This is a genomic window from Tabrizicola sp., from assembly GCF_036781545.1.
Taxonomy (GTDB): Bacteria; Pseudomonadota; Alphaproteobacteria; order Rhodobacterales; family Rhodobacteraceae; genus Tabrizicola.
In genome coordinates, this window is sequence record NZ_DAIQAT010000079.1 from 1 (window position 1) to 15,515 (window position 15,515).

At 67.4% G+C, this 15,515-nt stretch carries 15 protein-coding genes; 14 read left to right on the plus strand and 1 reads right to left on the minus strand.

Going from position 1 to position 15,515, the window contains the following annotated elements; translation table 11 throughout:
• The 11 genes from V7Q39_RS12645 to V7Q39_RS12695 all read left to right on the plus strand — a co-directional run.
• On the plus strand, nt 1-765 hold a 765-nt coding region (locus tag V7Q39_RS12645; RefSeq protein ID WP_333816949.1), incomplete at its 5' end, for a cytochrome D1 domain-containing protein.
• A 98-nt stretch (nt 766-863) separates the two neighbouring features.
• Nucleotides 864-1,673, plus strand: a complete 810-nt coding sequence (gene cobA / locus V7Q39_RS12650; RefSeq protein ID WP_333816950.1) for a uroporphyrinogen-III C-methyltransferase — start codon at nt 864-866, stop codon at nt 1,671-1,673.
• Nucleotides 1,674-1,725: 52 nt separating this feature from the next.
• Nucleotides 1,726-2,040, plus strand: a complete 315-nt coding sequence (locus V7Q39_RS12655) for a c-type cytochrome (RefSeq protein WP_333816951.1) — start codon at nt 1,726-1,728, stop codon at nt 2,038-2,040.
• Nucleotides 2,037-3,179 carry a cytochrome D1 domain-containing protein gene (locus V7Q39_RS12660; RefSeq protein WP_333816952.1) on the plus strand — a complete coding sequence of 381 codons (1,143 nt, stop codon included), beginning with the start codon at nt 2,037-2,039 and terminating at the stop codon, nt 3,177-3,179. The genes V7Q39_RS12655 and V7Q39_RS12660 overlap by 4 nt, the downstream gene beginning before the upstream one ends.
• 5 nt (nt 3,180-3,184) lie before the next feature.
• Entirely contained in the window at nt 3,185-4,321 is a 1,137-nt protein-coding gene (gene ahbB, locus V7Q39_RS12665; RefSeq protein ID WP_333816953.1) for a siroheme decarboxylase subunit beta, read from the plus strand.
• On the plus strand, nt 4,321-4,791 hold the full coding sequence (locus V7Q39_RS12670) for an Lrp/AsnC family transcriptional regulator (RefSeq protein ID WP_333816954.1): 471 nt from the start codon (nt 4,321-4,323) through the stop codon (nt 4,789-4,791). The genes ahbB (V7Q39_RS12665) and V7Q39_RS12670 overlap by 1 nt, the downstream gene beginning before the upstream one ends.
• Nucleotides 4,788-5,273 (plus strand): siroheme decarboxylase subunit beta, encoded by a 486-nt coding sequence (gene ahbB / locus V7Q39_RS12675; RefSeq protein WP_333816955.1) that lies wholly within the window; start codon nt 4,788-4,790, stop codon nt 5,271-5,273. The genes V7Q39_RS12670 and ahbB (V7Q39_RS12675) overlap by 4 nt, the downstream gene beginning before the upstream one ends.
• Nucleotides 5,273-6,481 (plus strand): heme d1 biosynthesis radical SAM protein NirJ, encoded by a 1,209-nt coding sequence (nirJ, locus tag V7Q39_RS12680; RefSeq protein ID WP_333816956.1) that lies wholly within the window; start codon nt 5,273-5,275, stop codon nt 6,479-6,481. Before ahbB (V7Q39_RS12675) ends, nirJ begins: the two co-directional genes overlap by 1 nt.
• Nucleotides 6,456-8,000 (plus strand): cytochrome D1 domain-containing protein, encoded by a 1,545-nt coding sequence (locus V7Q39_RS12685; protein WP_333816957.1) that lies wholly within the window; start codon nt 6,456-6,458, stop codon nt 7,998-8,000. The genes nirJ and V7Q39_RS12685 overlap by 26 nt, the downstream gene beginning before the upstream one ends.
• A gap of 16 nt (nt 8,001-8,016) precedes the next feature.
• The gene (locus V7Q39_RS12690) at nt 8,017-8,214 is read left to right on the plus strand and encodes a hypothetical protein (protein WP_333816958.1); all 198 of its coding nucleotides are present in this window, start codon (nt 8,017-8,019) and stop codon (nt 8,212-8,214) included.
• A gap of 69 nt (nt 8,215-8,283) precedes the next feature.
• Nucleotides 8,284-8,694: a c-type cytochrome gene (locus V7Q39_RS12695; RefSeq protein WP_333816959.1), complete on the plus strand. Its 411-nt coding sequence runs from the start codon at nt 8,284-8,286 to the stop codon at nt 8,692-8,694.
• A gap of 54 nt (nt 8,695-8,748) precedes the next feature.
• On the opposite strand, the gene V7Q39_RS12700 is transcribed toward V7Q39_RS12695, so the two are convergent.
• On the minus strand, nt 8,749-11,205 hold the full coding sequence (locus tag V7Q39_RS12700; protein WP_333816960.1) for an AMP-binding protein: 2,457 nt from the start codon (nt 11,203-11,205) through the stop codon (nt 8,749-8,751).
• A 180-nt stretch (nt 11,206-11,385) separates the two neighbouring features.
• Here V7Q39_RS12700 and V7Q39_RS12705 point away from each other — a divergent pair, with 180 nt between their 5' ends.
• From V7Q39_RS12705 to V7Q39_RS12715, 3 genes are all read left to right on the plus strand, one after another.
• Nucleotides 11,386-13,821, plus strand: coding sequence for a heavy metal translocating P-type ATPase (locus tag V7Q39_RS12705; protein ID WP_333816961.1), 2,436 nt, complete (start codon nt 11,386-11,388; stop codon nt 13,819-13,821).
• On the plus strand, nt 13,821-14,243 hold the full coding sequence (cueR, locus tag V7Q39_RS12710) for a Cu(I)-responsive transcriptional regulator (RefSeq protein WP_443082517.1): 423 nt from the start codon (nt 13,821-13,823) through the stop codon (nt 14,241-14,243). The genes V7Q39_RS12705 and cueR overlap by 1 nt, the downstream gene beginning before the upstream one ends.
• A 109-nt stretch (nt 14,244-14,352) precedes the next feature.
• On the plus strand, nt 14,353-15,402 hold the full coding sequence (locus V7Q39_RS12715; RefSeq protein WP_333816963.1) for a peptidase M29: 1,050 nt from the start codon (nt 14,353-14,355) through the stop codon (nt 15,400-15,402).
• Nucleotides 15,403-15,515: the final 113 nt, after the last annotated feature.

Consider the following 15,515-nt stretch of genomic DNA (forward strand, 5'->3'; position numbering starts at 1 on the left):
AACGTGAAGGAGACGGGGAAGATCCTCTTCGTCGACTACACCGACCTGAAGAACCTGAAGGTCACGGAGATCGAGGCGGAACGCTTCCTGCATGACGGCGGCTTCGACAGTTCCAAGCGCTACTTCCTGGTGGCGGCGAACCAGCGCGGCAAGATCGCGGTGGTGGACACCAAGGAAGACAAGCTGGCGGCGCTGGTGGAGACCGGCGGCGCGACCCCGCACCCCGGGCGTGGCGCCAACTTCACGCACCCGGTCTACGGGCCGGTCTGGGCGACCAGCCACCTGGGCGACGAATCGATCGCGCTGATCGGGACCGACCCGGAGGGGCACCCCGACCAGGCCTGGAAGATCGTCGACAGCTTCTTCGGGCTGGGCGGCGGGTCCTTGTTCATCAAGACCCATCCGAACTCGACGCATCTCTATGTCGATGCGCCGCTGAACCCGGATGCCGAGATTTCGGGGTCGGTCGCGGTGTTCGACATCGACAAGATGGGCGGCGATCCGAACGTGGACCCGGAATACACCACTCTGCCGATCGCGGAATGGGCCGGGATCGCGGAAGGCCAGCCGCGCGTGGTGCAGCCCGAGTTCAACAAGGAAGGCACCGAGGTCTGGTTCAGCGTCTGGAACGGCAAGGACCAGGAATCCGCTATCGTCGTGGTCGATGACAAGACGCTGGAGCTGAAGACGGTGATCAAGGACAAGCGCCTGATCACCCCGACCGGCAAGTTCAACGTCCTGAACACCAAGGACGATATCTACTGAGGTTCCCTTGCCCGCGGCCTGCATGGGCCGTGGGCGCCTCCTGGCGGGGGTGTCCGTTCCCTTCATCCCCGCCCCTTTTCATTTCACCGGGGCTCGCCATGAAAGATCACAGCCAAATTCCCGGCCCATATACTGGTCATGTCCACCTGATCGGCGCTGGTCCGGGCGATCCGGACCTCCTGACGCTGAAAGCGCTGCGGCTGATCCGCGAGGCGGATGTCGTGGTGCATGACCGGCTGGTCAGCCCCGAGATCATGGCGCTGGTGCCGGTCTGCGCGCGGCGGATCGACGTCGGCAAGCTGCCGAAATTCCACAAGGTTCCGCAGGAGGTGATCAATGCCCTGCTGGTCGACCTCGCCCGCGAGGGGCTGGTGGTCGCGCGGCTGAAGGGCGGCGATCCGATGATCTTCGGGCGCGGCTCGGAGGAGGCGGAGGCCTGCCGTCTGGCCGGGGTGGGGGTGAGCTATGTGCCCGGCATCACCTCGGCGCAGGGGGCGGCGGCCTCGACCGGGGTGCCGCTGACCCATCGCGGGCTGGCGACCGGGGTGCGCTATGTGACCGGGCACCGGGCGAAGGATGCGGCGCTGGATCTGGACTGGGCTTCGCTGGCGTCGGAGGAGACGACGCTGGTCGTCTACATGGGCGCGGCCAACATCACCGAGATCGCGCTGCAACTGATGCGGCACGGGATGACGCCGTCGCTGCCGGTGCTGGCGGTCAGCGCGGCCACCACCCCGCGCGAGACGCGGCTTCTGTCGACGCTGGGGCAGATCGGCACCGATGTGGCGATGGCGCAGCCGGAGGCGCCGGTGCTGTTCGTCATCGGCCGCGTCGCAGGGATGTATCCCGAGATTGCCGAGCTGGATGCCGCCCTCTGCGAGGGGGCGGGGATGGCGGCCTATGCCTGACCGCTCGTCGAGCACGTCGTGCACTCCTCGCTGGTCGCGCCTCATACGACGCGTGCACGAAGTGCTCGAGGCGTTGTGCCTTGTGGTCCTGGTGGCGCTTCCCGTCGCGGCCGACATCGCCCCCGGTCGCGCGACCGAGCTGGAGCACATGGTGTTGCAGGACTGCGGGTCCTGTCACGGGCTGACGCGCAAGGGGGGGCTCGGGCGCCCGCTGACCACCGCGGCGCTGGCCCATGCCGACCGCGAGGGGCTGGCGCTGATCATCCTGGACGGGGTGCCGGGCACCGCCATGCCGCCTTGGCGCCCGCTTCTGACCGAGGCCGAGGCGCTGTGGATCGCCGATTACCTGAAAGGGGAAACCCCATGAAACGCCTGTGCCTGCTTGCCTTTCTCGCCACCCCGCTCTGGGCCGGGGACGAGCTGATCGCCACCGGGGACCTGGGTCTGGTCGTCGAGCGCGCGACCGGCAGCCTGGTGCTGGTGGACCGGTCCGAGCGCGCCGCCCTGGGGCGGATCGAGGGGCTAGGGGACCTGTCGCACGCCTCGCTGACCTATTCGCCGGACGAACGCTTCGCCTATGTGTTCGGGCGCGATGGTGGGTTGACCAAGGTGGATATCCTGACCCGTGCGGTCGTCGCGCGGACGGTGCAGGCGGGGAATTCCATCGGAGGGGCGATCTCGGATGACGGCAAGCTGGTCGCCGTGTCGAACTACGAGCCCGGCGGGGTGAAGGTCTTCGACGCGGACACGCTGGCGCTGGTGGCCGACATCCCCGCTGCGGGCAAGACCATCGGGCTGGTCGACGTGCCCGGCCGCCGCTTCGCCTGGGCGGTCTGGGATACCGGCGAGGTGTTCCTGGGCGATTTCTCGGGGCCGGAGCCAGTGGTCACGCCGCTGGGGAATGCGGGCAAGAATCCGTTCGACGCCGTGCTGACCGACGATGCGCATACCTATCTGGTCGGCCTCTTCGGCGAGAAGGGCGTCACCGCCTTCGACCTGTGGGACGCAAATCCTGTCCCGCAGAAATTCCTTACCGGTTACGGCAAGGAGGGTGAGGACATGCCGGTCTACAAGATGCCCCACCTGCAGGGCTGGGCCTTCACCGAGGGGCAATATGCGCTGCCTGCCGTGGGGCGGCACGAGATTCTCTGGGTGGACCGCGACAGCCAGGCGACGGTGGCGACCACCCCCGTCCACGGGCAGCCCGTCTTCATCATCGCCCAGCCCGCCAGCCCTTACGTCTGGGTGAACTTCGCCACCCCGCTGAATGACACGGTGCAGGTGGTGGACAGCCGCAGCCATGAGGTCGTGGCCACTCTCACGCCTGGCAAGGCGGTGCTGCATATGGAATTCGCCCCGCGCGGGGCCGAGGTCTGGATCAGCTCGCGCGATGACAACAAGGTGCTGGTCTACGACACCCGCACGCGGGAGAAGATCGCCGAAATCCCCGCGGAAGCGCCGAGCGGTATCTTCTTCACCGCCCGCGCGCACCAGACGGGGCTGTGAGGGCGATGGACCGGATCGACCCCATCGACCTTGCGCTTCTGGACGGGTTCCAGCGCGATTTCCCGCTGGAGAGCCGCCCCTTCGCCCGCATCGCCCAAAGGCTGGGGCTGAGCGAGGCCGAGGTGATCGACCGCCTGTCGCGGATGCAGGCGATGGGGCGGATCGCCCGCGTCGGGGGCACGGTGCGACCCAACACCGCCGGGGCCTCGACCCTTGCCGCGCTCGCCGTGCCCGAGGAGCGGATCGAGGCGGTCGCCGCCATCGTGGGCGCCGAGACGGGGGTCAATCATTCCTACCTGCGCGAGGACGACTGGAACCTGTGGTTCGTGGCGACCGCGCTGGATGCGGCGGCCCTTGCCGCGATGCTGGCGCGGATCGGGGCGCGGGTTGCGCCGGTTCTGTCGGGGGCGAATCCATCTCCAGATGGTGCTTCCCTCCCCCGTGTGGGGAGAGAGGGGGGATCGCCCTCCATTCGGGGCGCGGATCCCGTGAATGTGTCCCCCAACCCCTCCCCACGCCGGGGAGGGGAGGTTCCTGGCCCGGCCGTGGCACATCAGCTGCTGGACCTGCGCCTCGTGCGGTCGTTCAACATCGACCTCGGCTTCCCGCTGAAGGGGGAGCGGGTCGCCATGCCAGGCAGGCGGGGGGTCGAGGCGACCGTCCTGCGGGGCGATGACCGCCCCCTGCTCGACGCGCTGAGCGGGGGGCTGGACCTGACGCCCCAGCCCTGGGCCGCCCTTGCCCTGCGTCTCGGGCGGGACGAAACCGCAATCCTTGCGCGTGTCGCGGTGCTGCTGGCGGCGGGCATCCTGACCCGGCTGGGCGTGATCGTCCGCCACCGCGCGCTGGGCTTCACGGCGAATGCGATGGTGGTCTGGGACGTGCCGGAAGCCGCGACCCTGGCCGCCGGTCAGGCGCTGGCCGCTCTGCCGGGGGTAACGCTGGCCTATGAACGCCGACCGGTCGCCGGGGTCTGGCCTTACCGACTGTATTGCATGATCCACGCCCGCTCCCGCGCCGAGGCCGGGGAGGTGCTGGCCGCCGCGCGCGCGCTGCCTGCGCTGTCGGGGGTGGACCATCGTGTCCTGTTCTCCACCCGCTGCTTCAAGCAGTCCGGGGCCCGTCTGTCGGAGGCCGCCTGATGCGCACCACCCTTGCCCCCGAGGCGCTCGATGTTACCGACCGCCTCTTGATCAACCGCTTGCAGGAGGGGTTGCCGATGGAGCATGCCCCCTTCGCCCGCATCGCGCAGGAGGCGGGACTGAGCGAGCCCGAGGTCGTCGACCGCATCACCCATCTGCGCGAGATCGGCGCGATCACCCGCTTCGGCCCCTTCATCGACGCCGAGGCGATGGGCGGGGCTTTCTGCCTGTGTGCGATGGCGGTGCCGCGGGACCGCTTCGACGAGGTCATGACTTTGGTCAATGCCCAGCCCGAGGTGGCGCATAATTATGAACGCCAGCACCGGCTGAACATGTGGTTCGTCCTGGCTTGCGAAAAGCCGGAGCAGATCGCGGAGGCGGCGGTGCGGATCGAGGGGGAGACGGGGCTTCAGGTCCTGCGCTTTCCAAAACTGAAAGAGTTTTTCATCGGCTTCCGGGTAGAGGCATGACGCTGGATGCGACCGATCGGCGGATATTGAAGGCGACGGCGTCCGGCCTGCCGCTGACCCCGCATCCGTTCGAGGAGGTTGCGCGCTGGCTGTTCCTGCCGGAAGGCGAGGTCATCGCCCGGATGCAGGCGATGCAGAACGAGGGCGTCATCCGCCGGGTGGCGCTGGCGCCCAACCACTATGCGCTGGGACTGGCCGCGAACGGGATGAGCGTCTGGGATGTCGCGGACGACGAGGCGGCGGCGCTGGGGCCGCAGGTTGGCGCGCTGCCCTTCGTCTCGCATTGCTACCTGCGGCCCCGCGCGTTGCCGGACTGGCCCTATAATCTGTTCGCGATGCTGCATGGCCGCTCGCGCGCGGAGGTCGAGGCCAAGCGTGCCGAGGTGGCCGCCCTTCTGGGTGCGGCCTGCCGGTCGAGCGACATTCTCTATTCCACCCGCATCCTGAAGAAATCGGGCATGCGCCTCGCCGGAGAAGGCTGATGTTCCGCCTGACGCAATACATGCGCGAGCTTGTCCACCCCACGCCGGTCCGCCGCCGGACCGGACCGGTCAAGCCGGTGGTGATCTGGAACCTGACCCGCACCTGCAACCTGCGCTGCCGGCATTGCTATACCACCAGCGCCGATGTGCCGTTTCCGGGCGAGTTGAACCACGACCAGGCGATGGGGGTACTGGACGACCTTGCCGCATTCGGCATCCCCGCGCTGATCCTGTCGGGGGGTGAGCCGCTCAGCCGCTTCGACTTCTTCCCGCTGGCGGAGCGCGCGCGGGAACTTGGGCTCCGCCACCTGTCGCTGTCCACCAACGGGACGAAGGTTGCCGAGAACATCGACCGGCTGGTCGACCTGTCCTTCGACTATGTCGGCATCTCGCTGGACGGGATCGGCCGGATGAACGACTGGTTCCGGGGCGTGGACGGGGCCTTCGACGCGGCTCTGGCCGGTGTCAGGGCCTGCAAGGCGAAGGGCGTGAAGGTGGGCTTGCGCTTCACCATCACCGAGGACAATGCCGAGATGCTGCCCGCGATGATCGACCTTTGCGATGCCGAAGGTGTGGACAAGTTCTACCTCTCGCATCTGGTCTATGCGGGACGCGGCAACAAGAACCGGGGCGAGGATACGGCCCGCGCCCGGACGCGCAAGGCGATGGACCAGTTGATCGACCGGGCCTGGGTGGCGGTGGCCGAGGATCAGCCGCTGGAGATCGTGACCGGCAACAACGATGCCGATGCCGTCTGGTTCCTGCGCTGGGTGGAGCGCAACTTCCCCTTGCAGCGGGCGGAGCACGTGGTCCGGCATCTGGAGGCCTGGGGCGGCAATTCCAGCGGGCTGGGGGTGGCGAACATCGACCCGCAAGGGAAGGTGCACCCGGATACCTACTGGTCGGACTATACGGTCGGGTCGGTGAAGGACACGCCGTTTTCAACCCTTTGGACCGGGGCGGACCCGATGCTGGCGACGCTGCGCCAGCGCCCGCGACCTTTGAAGGGCCGCTGCGGCGCCTGCGCCTTCAAGGATATCTGTGGCGGCAATACCCGCATCCGGGCGCTGCAGGTCACTGGCGATCCCTGGGCGGAAGATCCTGCCTGCTACCTGACCAATGCCGAGATCGGGGTGGACGAGACCGAGCGCCTTGCCGTCACCCCGTTCCGGGGGAAAAGCCATGATCCCGCGCATCGCTTTCTTTAGTCTCCTGCTCGCCGCCCCCGCCCTAGCACAACCCGACGGCGCGGCGATCTATGCCGACCTCTGTGCCTCCTGCCATGCCGGGACGCGGCTGGGCGGCACGGGGCCGGCGCTGATCCCGGAGAGCCTGGGGCGGCTCAAGGGCGACAAGCTGGCGGCCACCATCGCGGATGGCCGGGCGATGACGCAGATGCCTGCCTTCAAGGATACACTGGCCCCCGAGGAGATCGCCGCGGTCGCCGACTACATCGGCCAGCCGCTGGTCGCCCCGGTCTGGGGCGAGGCGGAGATCGCGGCCTCGCGCACGCTTCGCGACGACTATACCCCCGCCGCCGCGCCGGTCTTCGCCGCCGATCCGATGAATATCACCCTGGTGGTGGAGACCGGCGACAGCCATATCTCGGTGCTGGACGGCGACAGGTTCGACGTGCTGGATCGCTTCGAGACGCCCTTCGCCGTGCATGGCGGGCCGAAATTCAGCTCGGATGGACGCTATGTGTTCGTCATGTCGCGCGATGGCTGGGTGCAGAAATACGACATCTGGTCGCTGCACGAGGTGGGCCGGGTCCGCGCCGGGCTGAACAGCCGCAATATCGCGATGAGCGCGGATAGCAAGTATCTCGCCGTCGCCAACTACCTGCCGAACACGCTCACGATCCTGAACGCGGCCGACCTGACGGTGGCCAAGGTGTTCGAGGTCACGAGCCGCAACGGCGACCCCTCCCGCGTTTCCGCCGTCTACCAGGCGCCGGAGCGGGGCACCTTCGTGCTGGCGCTGAAGGATGTGGCGGAAATCTGGGAGGTCGCCTTCACCGAAGACGGCGGGCCCTATTCCGAAGGCTTCGTCCACAACAACGAGAACGGCATGGAAGAAGCGATGGGCGTGGAGAAGGGCCTCTTCGCCCGCCGCCGGATCGCGGTGTCGGCGCCGCTGGACGACTTCTTCTTCTCGCCCGACTACCGCGAGTTGATCGGGGCGAATCGCGAGGGCGAGACCGGTGTCGTCGTCAACCTGGACGTGGGCCGCGAGATCGCCAGCCTGCCGCTGCCGGGGATGCCGCATCTGGGGTCGGGCATCAGCTGGGACCGGAACGGCCACCGCGTCGTTGCGATCCCGCATCTGAACGAGGGGCGGATCAGCGTGATCGACATGGAGGACTGGTCGCTGGTCAAGACCATCGAGACCTCCGGCCCCGGCTTCTTCCTGCGCAGCCATGACGGCACGCCGTATCTCTGGGCCGATGTCTTCACCGGCGCGCACAAGGGCGAGATGCACATCATCGACAAGCAGTCGCTGGAGGTGGTCAAGGTACTGACGCCGGAACCGGGCAAGACCGTCGCGCATACCGAGTTCACCCGGGACGGGAAATATGCTCTGGTCTCGATCTGGGAGATGGACGGCGCGGTCATCGTTTACGACGCCGCGACCTTCAAGGAACTCAAGCGACTGCCGATGGTCAAGCCGTCAGGAAAATACAATGTCTGGAACAAGATCACCTTCGAGGACGGCACCAGCCACTAGGCCCTCGTGGCGGCTCATGGCGTTGCTCTGGCCCTTCGCCACCGCCGCCGCGGCGATCAACCTCTTTCTCCTCGGTCTGATCGGGGCCAGCGCCGGGTTGCCCAACATTCCGCCCGTCACGGCCCTGTGGCTGTCACTGCCCGTCGGTCTGCCGGCCACCTGGCTTGCCGCGCGCTGGGTGGCGGGACTGATCGCGGAGGCCGAGGAAGCCTGACCTAAGTCAAGGCCGGACCGCGGCGACCGTGCCAAGACCTCATGCAGCAAAACCCGAAAGGATAGCCCCATGCTGACCCGAGTGATTCCCCTCCTTGCCCTTGTCCTGGCGAGTCCGGCCCTGGCCGGAGACCCGGCGAAGGGCGAAGAAACCTTCAAGAAGTGCAAATCCTGCCATTCGATCATCGCGCCCGACGGGACCGCGGTACAGAAGGGCGGCAAGACCGGCCCGAACCTTTACGGCGTGGTCGGACGCGCCGCCGCCTCGGCCCCCGATTTCAAATACGGCGAGGGGATGCTGGAACTGAACGCCAAGGGTGTCGTCTGGGACGAAGAGCAGATCGCCGCCTATCTTGCCGACCCGACCGCCTGGGTGAAGGCCACCACCGGCGACGCCGCCGCCAAGTCGAAGATGAGCTTCAAGCTGCCCAACGAAGAGGATGCCGCCAACATGGCGGCCTATCTCGCGACCAACAAGTAGGCATGATCGGATGGCCCCGGTCCCTTGCGGGGTGGGGCCATCCGATCATTCTGGTCAGAGAGCCGCGGCGACAGGAGCCGGTGTCAGGCGCTGTAGGATCTTGCGTTCCACCCAGACGTAGAGATGGGCGCAAACGACCGCGACCGCGATCGACAGGAAGAGCGAGATCCAGGGTCTCGGCTCGCCGAAGATATTGGTGACGATCGAGATGATCTGGTAGTGGCAGAGATACATGAACATCGAGGCGCCGGCGATTTCCGCGATCACCACCTTGACCGGGGCAGGCACCGGGATTGACCGGACGAACAGGATCATCGCGCAGCCGCCAGCCACGTAGAATGCGGCGGGCGTCAGCTGCCAGACGGCATAGGCCGAGACCAGTGCCAGCGCCATGACAAGAATGCGCGACTTCAGGTCCTGCGCCGTGGCAATCACGATGCCGAGGGTGAAGCACCAGCCGTAGTGCCAGGGCGTCCGGTGATAGTTGTAGTCGCCGTTCCAGAAATGCTCGACCGTCCGGTCGATGACCACCACCACCGCGAAAAGGACCAAGGCGCTGAGCATCGGTCGCAGGCGGAACGCCTCGCGCACTTTCGAGAAGGAGAAGAGTATCGCGGCAAGGACGAGCAGCTGCACGTAGAATTCGATGAAGTAGAAGGTGTATCCGGTAATTTTGTGTGGATCCAGATAGTTATCGACCAGGAGCAGCGATGTCAGCAGGAACTTCTTGGTCAGAATCTCCATCAGGACATACATCAGGATGGTCGGGACCGCGACGAAGCGGATGGTGCCCCAGAGGGTGCGGACGCTGCCCGAGCGGATGATTTCCGGCAACTGGAACCGGGCGACCGAATAGCCCGCCAGCGTCACCAGGAAATAGGCCGCCCCCCAGTTGGGGCTGTAGATGAAGGCTTCGGTGTGCAGGGCCACGATGCAGATCATGAAGAAGGCCCGCGTCAGGGTCGCGGATTCGATCCGCCGCCACGTCGATTTGTTGTCGACCTTCGCCACCTCTTGCAGCTGGGACACGGTCAGCTTTTCCCAGGCGTCGGGCAACTGGCCGAAGCTTTTCTCGAAGGCGAGCGAGAACTGGATGTAGTGCAGCGAGTCGCCGCCCAGGGTCTCGAACGTGTCCGAGGGCTCGACCGCCTGGCCGGGGAATTCGTACTGGAACAGCGACTGCACGTCGTCGATGGCATCGGGGTTTTCGGCCGCCGGGGCGGGCGTGCTGGTCCGCGTTGCGCTGAACTCTTCAGCCAGTACCCGGCGCTGCACCTTGCCGGTGCCGGTGACGGGCAGGCTATCGACGGCGATCACATGCAGGGCGCTACCGGCGGAGATTCCCATTTCCTGCAGCGCCGTGATCGCGGCGTCGCGCACCTGCGGCAGTCGGGCGCTGTCTCCGGCCAGGGCGACGAGGACGCCTTCACCGCGCTGGGCATCGGGCACCTTGGCGACGGCGATCTGTGCGTCCGCCCCGACGCGGCTGCGGATGCGCTCTTCCAGCTGGTCGGGCACGACCTTCTGTCCGCCGCAGTTGATCAGGTCGTCGGCGCGACCGTCGAAATAGAGATAGCCGTCCTGCAGATGGCCGAGGTCGTTGGTCTGCAGCCAGCCGTCGGCATCGGTCAACTTGTGCAGGCCCTCGGCGTCGATGCGCGACCGGGCGACCTGCGGCCCCCGGATGCGGATGCGCCCGTCCGGGGAAAGCGCGATCTCGCCCGAGCCGACGGTGTGGCCGACCGACTCGAGCTGGGCGTCGGTGGCGCCGGAAATGTGCAGGAAGGTGCTGCGCGAGGCTTCGGTCAGGCCGTAGTGCTGGATGATCACCGCATTGGGAAACATCTCGCGGATGCGGCGCTTTTCGTCCGCCGTCATATGTTGCGAGCCGATTTCCATCCAGCGGAGCGCCTTGCCATGCGCGCCGATGATGGCGGGGTCGGCCAGCAGGATGCGCAGGAGCGTCGGCACGGCGGAAAGCGCGTTCACCTCGCCCGAGGCCAGCATCCGGGCCAGTTCCAGCGGGTCGAAGCCACGCGGCGGCAGATAGGCCCGGCCCCCCACGGCACTGACCGCGCGGTAGCGGGCCATGCCGAAGCTGAAGGTGGCGGGGACGCCGACATATTCGCGGACCTCGGAGGTCAGCTGCATCTCTTCGATTATGCGTTCGGTCGTGTAGCCGAGATTCAGATGGGTCAGCAGGATGCCCTTGGGCAGGCCCTCGGTGCCCGAGGTGTAGCTGACCTGGGCGGGCACATCGTCGAGGATCACCGGATGATGCGCAGTGAACCAGCCCGACTTCTCGCCCGGGTCGATGCAGCGGTCGATCGCGAGGCCCGGCAGGTGGTCGACCTGGGCTTCGCCGGTGACAAGGACCAGGGGGCGCCGCGCGGCGTAGAGCGCAAGGATCTGTTCGACGAAAGTAATCGAGTTCCTGCGAACAACTGCCGTTGCCTGAAGCTTGTCGGCGATCATGATCTGGGCCTGCAATGTCTTCTTGGTGGAAACCACGTCGCCCTGCCTAATTGGAATTGTTGACCAAAATTTGTCGGTAAAGCGGTGTTCTCTGGATTGGATGGGCTGTCAAGTGCGGCTCCCCCAGCGGGCGCGCAAATGATCGCGAGGGGGTTGACCTTACCATGGTGGGAACCTTGATAAGGATGAGGCCAGCTTGCAGGAAAGGGACGGATCATGACCGCGCAACCGACCGAAGCCACCATTGTCCTGCCCATATCCGGGATGACCTGCGCGTCCTGCGCGGGCCGGGTGGAACGGGCGCTGAAGGCGGTTCCAGGCGTGTCGGCGGCCAGCGTGAACCTGGCGGTCGAACGCGCCGAGGTGCGCGGGATCGCCGCGCCGGAAATCCTGGTCGAGACGGTGCGCAAGGCCGGGTACGACGTGCCGGTTCAGGCGCAGGAGCTGGTGATCGAGGGGATGACCTGCGCCTCCTGCGTCGCGCGGGTGGAGCGGGCGTTGAAGGCGGTGCCGGGGGTGACGGAGGCGCATGTGAACCTCGCCACGGAAAGCGCGCGGGTCGAAGGGCTGGCAGGGGCGAGCGCGTTGATCGGCGCCGTCAAGGCGGCGGGCTACGAGGCGCGGGTCGCCACGGCCTCGACCGAGACGCCGACCCTGCGCCGGGCGCGCGAGGCCGAGGGGCTGGCCCGCGACCTGATCCTTGCAGCGGTGCTGACCCTGCCGGTCTTCGTGCTGGAGATGGGGGGGCACATGATCCCGGCCTTCCATCACTGGGTGATGATGACCGTCGGGCAGGGGACGAGCTGGCTGATCCAGTTCGCCCTGACCACGCTGGTGCTGGTCGCCCCGGGGCGGCGGTTCTTCCTGAAAGGCGTCCCAGCGCTGCTGAAGGGTGCGCCGGACATGTCGTCGCTGGTGGCGGTCGGGTCGGGCGCGGCCTGGGCCTATTCGACGCTGGCGACCTTCGTGCCGAGGCTGCTGCCCCCCGGCTCGGTCGCGGTCTATTTCGAGGCGGCGGCGATGATCGTGACGCTGATCCTGCTGGGGCGACTTCTGGAGGCGCGGGCCAAGGGGCGGTCCTCGCGCGCGATCGAGCGGCTGGTGGGCCTGCAACCTGCCGTCGCGCATCTTCGGCGGGACGGGCAGGTGCGGGATGTGCCGGTGGCCGAGTTGCGGCCCGGCGACCTCGTGGACCTGCGGCCCGGGGAACGGGTGCCGGTGGATGGCCGGGTGGCCGAGGGAGCGAGCTGGATCGACGAGTCGATGGTCACGGGCGAGCCCTTGCCGGTGGAAAAGCACGCGGGCGACCGGGTGATCGGCGGCACGGTGAACCAGACCGGCGCGCTGGTGATGGAGGCGGTGGCGGTCGGCGCGGATACGATGCTCGCGCGGATCATCCGCATGGTCGAGGCGGCGCAGGGCGGCAAGCTGCCGATCCAGGCGCTGGTCGACAAGGTGACGCTGTGGTTCGTGCCCGCGGTGATGGCGGTGGCGGCGCTGACCTTCCTCGTCTGGCTGACATTCGGCCCCGCGCCATCGCTGCCCATGGCGCTGGTCAATGGCGTGGCGGTGCTGATCATCGCCTGCCCATGCGCGATGGGGCTGGCGACGCCGGTCTCGATCCTGGTCGGGACGGGCAGGGGGGCGGAACTGGGGGTCCTCTTCCGCAAGGGCGAGGCCTTGCAGGCGCTGCAAGGGGTGCAGGTGGTGGCCTTCGACAAGACCGGCACCCTGACCGAGGGCAAGCCGGTGCTGACTGCCTTCCAGCCCGCCGAGGGAGAGACGAAGGAAGCCCTGCTGCCGGTGTTGGCGGCCGTCGAGGCACGGTCGGAGCATCCGGTCGCCCGCGCCATCGTGGCCGCGGCAGAGGGGATGGCAGTCCCGGTGGCGGAGGGGTTCCTCGCCAAGCCCGGCCACGGCGTTTCGGCGCGGGTCGGCGGGGCGGAGATCGCGCTCGGCTCGGCGCGCGAAATGGGCAAGCGGGGCGTGGACATCGCAGCCTTCGCCGTCGAGGCCGAGCGGCTGGCCGACCGGGGCGAGAGTCCGATCTATGCCGCGCGGGACGGCAAAGCGGTGGCGCTGCTGGCGGTGGCCGATACGGTGAAGCCGACGACGCCGCAGGCGATTGCCGCGCTGAAGGCGCTGGGGCTGAAGCTGGCGATGATCTCGGGCGACAACGTCCGGACGGCGCGGGCCATCGCGCGGGATCTGGGGATCGACGAGGTGGTGGCCGAGGTGACGCCCGAGGGCAAGGTCGAGGCACTGCACAGGCTGAAGGCGCAAGGCGCGCTGGCCTTTGCGGGTGACGGGATCAACGACGCCCCCGCGCTGGCCGAGGCGGATGTGGGCATCGCGATGGGCACCGGCACCGATATCGCCATAGAGGCGGCGGATGTGGTTCTGGTCTCGGGCCGCCTGCCCGCGCTGGCCGCTGCCATCGGCCTCAGCCGCGCGACGATGCGGAACATCCGGCAGAACCTGTTCTGGGCCTTCGCCTACAACGCCGCGCTGATCCCGGTTGCGGCGGGGGTGCTGTATCCGGCCTTCGGCATCCTCCTCTCGCCGGTCCTTGCCGCCGGGGCGATGGCGATGTCCTCGGTCTTCGTCCTGACCAACGCCCTGCGGCTGAAACGCTATGGAGCCCGCGCATGATGACCATCGGGGAAGCGGCGCGCGAAAGCGGCGTCTCGGCAAAGATGATCCGCTACTATGAGGAGACGGGGCTGATCCCGCCCGCCGGGCGCACCGGATCGGGCTACCGGACCTATGGCCCGAAGGAGGTGCAGATCCTGCGCTTCGTCCGCCGGGCGCGCGACCTGGGCTTCCCGATGGAGAAGGTCGCCGACCTGCTGGCCTTGTGGCGCGACCGCGACCGGGCCAGCGCCGATGTGAAGCAGTTGGCCGAGGCGCAGATCGGGGCGCTGGAGGGGCGCATCCGCGAGATGCAGGCGATGAAGGCCACGCTGGAAACCCTGGTCCATGCCTGCGCCGGCGACGACCGCCCGGACTGCCCGATTCTGAATGATCTGGGGGGACGGGGTTCCGCAACCCATTGCGGAGCAAGGACAAACTGACCGGCCAACGAAAACCGTTGACAGACGCAGCTTTACCGAAAAACTATACTGACCAGTAAAGCATTTTGCAGGTGGGCGAATCGTCGCACCTGGGGTCGGGAGGGGGCGGATGCTGCAGGAACGGATCGAGGGGAAGTGGCTTGCCGCCTTCCGCCGGGTCTTCGCGCTGAACGGGATCGGACAGGGAACGAGGATCGCGATCATCAGCGAAACCCAGTCGCGCCCTGTCTTGGTGCATCTGTGCGAACTGGCAGCCTACGATCTTGGGGCGGAGAGCTTCCACATCCAGATGCCGACCCCTGCGCAGACCGCGCCGGTCCCGGTGAAATCCACCGGCACCAGCTGGGCCATCGCCGGGAACCGCGCGGTGGTGGAGGCGCTGAAACTGGTCGAGGTGATCGTGGACTGCACGGTCGAGGGGCTGATCCACGCCCCGGAATGGCCCGAGATCGAGGATGCCGGCCGCACGCGGCTGTTGGTCATCACCAACGAGCATCCCGAGATTCTGGAGCGCACCGAGCCCAAGGCCGAGGATGACATCAAGCTGCAGATCGGCATCCAGATGCTGCGCGAGGCGGCCGAGATGCGGGTGACCTCGCCCGCCGGGACCGACCTGACGGTGGACCTGCGCGGCGCGCCCTGCGGCGGCACGGCGGGGTTCGGCACGAAGCCGGGGGCGGTGGCGCACTGGCCCGCGGGGCTGTGCCTGGCCTTCCCCGGCAAGGATGCGGCGAACGGGCGGGTGGTGATGGACGTGGGCGACATGAACCTGACGTTCAAGACGTTCCTGACCAGCCGGATCGACTTTACCATCGAGAACGACTTCGTCACCGCCATCAAGGGCGACGGGATCGACGCGCTGCACCTACGCGAATACATGGAAGCCTGGAACGACCACAACGCCTATGGGATCAGCCATGTCGGCTGGGGCATGAACCACGGCGCGAAATGGGTCAGCGCCGCCATGTACGACAAGCGCGACATGCAGGCGGTGGAGTTCCGGGCGATTGCCGGGTCCTTCCTGTGGTCCACCGGGGCCAACCAATATGCCGGGCGCTACACGCTCGGCCATTTCGACCTTCCGATGCGCAACTGCACCATCGCCCTCGACGGGCGCGTCGTCGTCAAGGACGGCGTTCTGCAAGGAGAACTTGCCTGATGACCGACCAGTCCCCGATCCCCGCCGTCATGCCGATGAGCGCGCCTGCCGACTATTACGACATGACCCGCGTCCGCCCCGAGGTGGCCGAGGCGATGCGCAAGATCAACGAG

Coding starts and splice junctions, on each gene's coding strand:
- cobA (WP_333816950.1), top strand. CDS start 864: ATGAAAGATCACAGCCAAATTCCCGGCCCATATACTGGTCATGTCCAC.
- V7Q39_RS12660 (WP_333816952.1), top strand. CDS start 2,037: ATGAAACGCCTGTGCCTGCTTGCCTTTCTCGCCACCCCGCTCTGGGCC.
- ahbB (WP_333816953.1), top strand. CDS start 3,185: ATGGACCGGATCGACCCCATCGACCTTGCGCTTCTGGACGGGTTCCAG.
- V7Q39_RS12670 (WP_333816954.1), top strand. CDS start 4,321: ATGCGCACCACCCTTGCCCCCGAGGCGCTCGATGTTACCGACCGCCTC.
- ahbB (WP_333816955.1), top strand. CDS start 4,788: ATGACGCTGGATGCGACCGATCGGCGGATATTGAAGGCGACGGCGTCC.
- nirJ (WP_333816956.1), top strand. CDS start 5,273: ATGTTCCGCCTGACGCAATACATGCGCGAGCTTGTCCACCCCACGCCG.
- V7Q39_RS12685 (WP_333816957.1), top strand. CDS start 6,456: ATGATCCCGCGCATCGCTTTCTTTAGTCTCCTGCTCGCCGCCCCCGCC.
- V7Q39_RS12690 (WP_333816958.1), top strand. CDS start 8,017: ATGGCGTTGCTCTGGCCCTTCGCCACCGCCGCCGCGGCGATCAACCTC.
- V7Q39_RS12695 (WP_333816959.1), top strand. CDS start 8,284: ATGCTGACCCGAGTGATTCCCCTCCTTGCCCTTGTCCTGGCGAGTCCG.
- V7Q39_RS12705 (WP_333816961.1), top strand. CDS start 11,386: ATGACCGCGCAACCGACCGAAGCCACCATTGTCCTGCCCATATCCGGG.
- cueR (WP_443082517.1), top strand. CDS start 13,821: ATGACCATCGGGGAAGCGGCGCGCGAAAGCGGCGTCTCGGCAAAGATG.
- V7Q39_RS12715 (WP_333816963.1), top strand. CDS start 14,353: ATGCTGCAGGAACGGATCGAGGGGAAGTGGCTTGCCGCCTTCCGCCGG.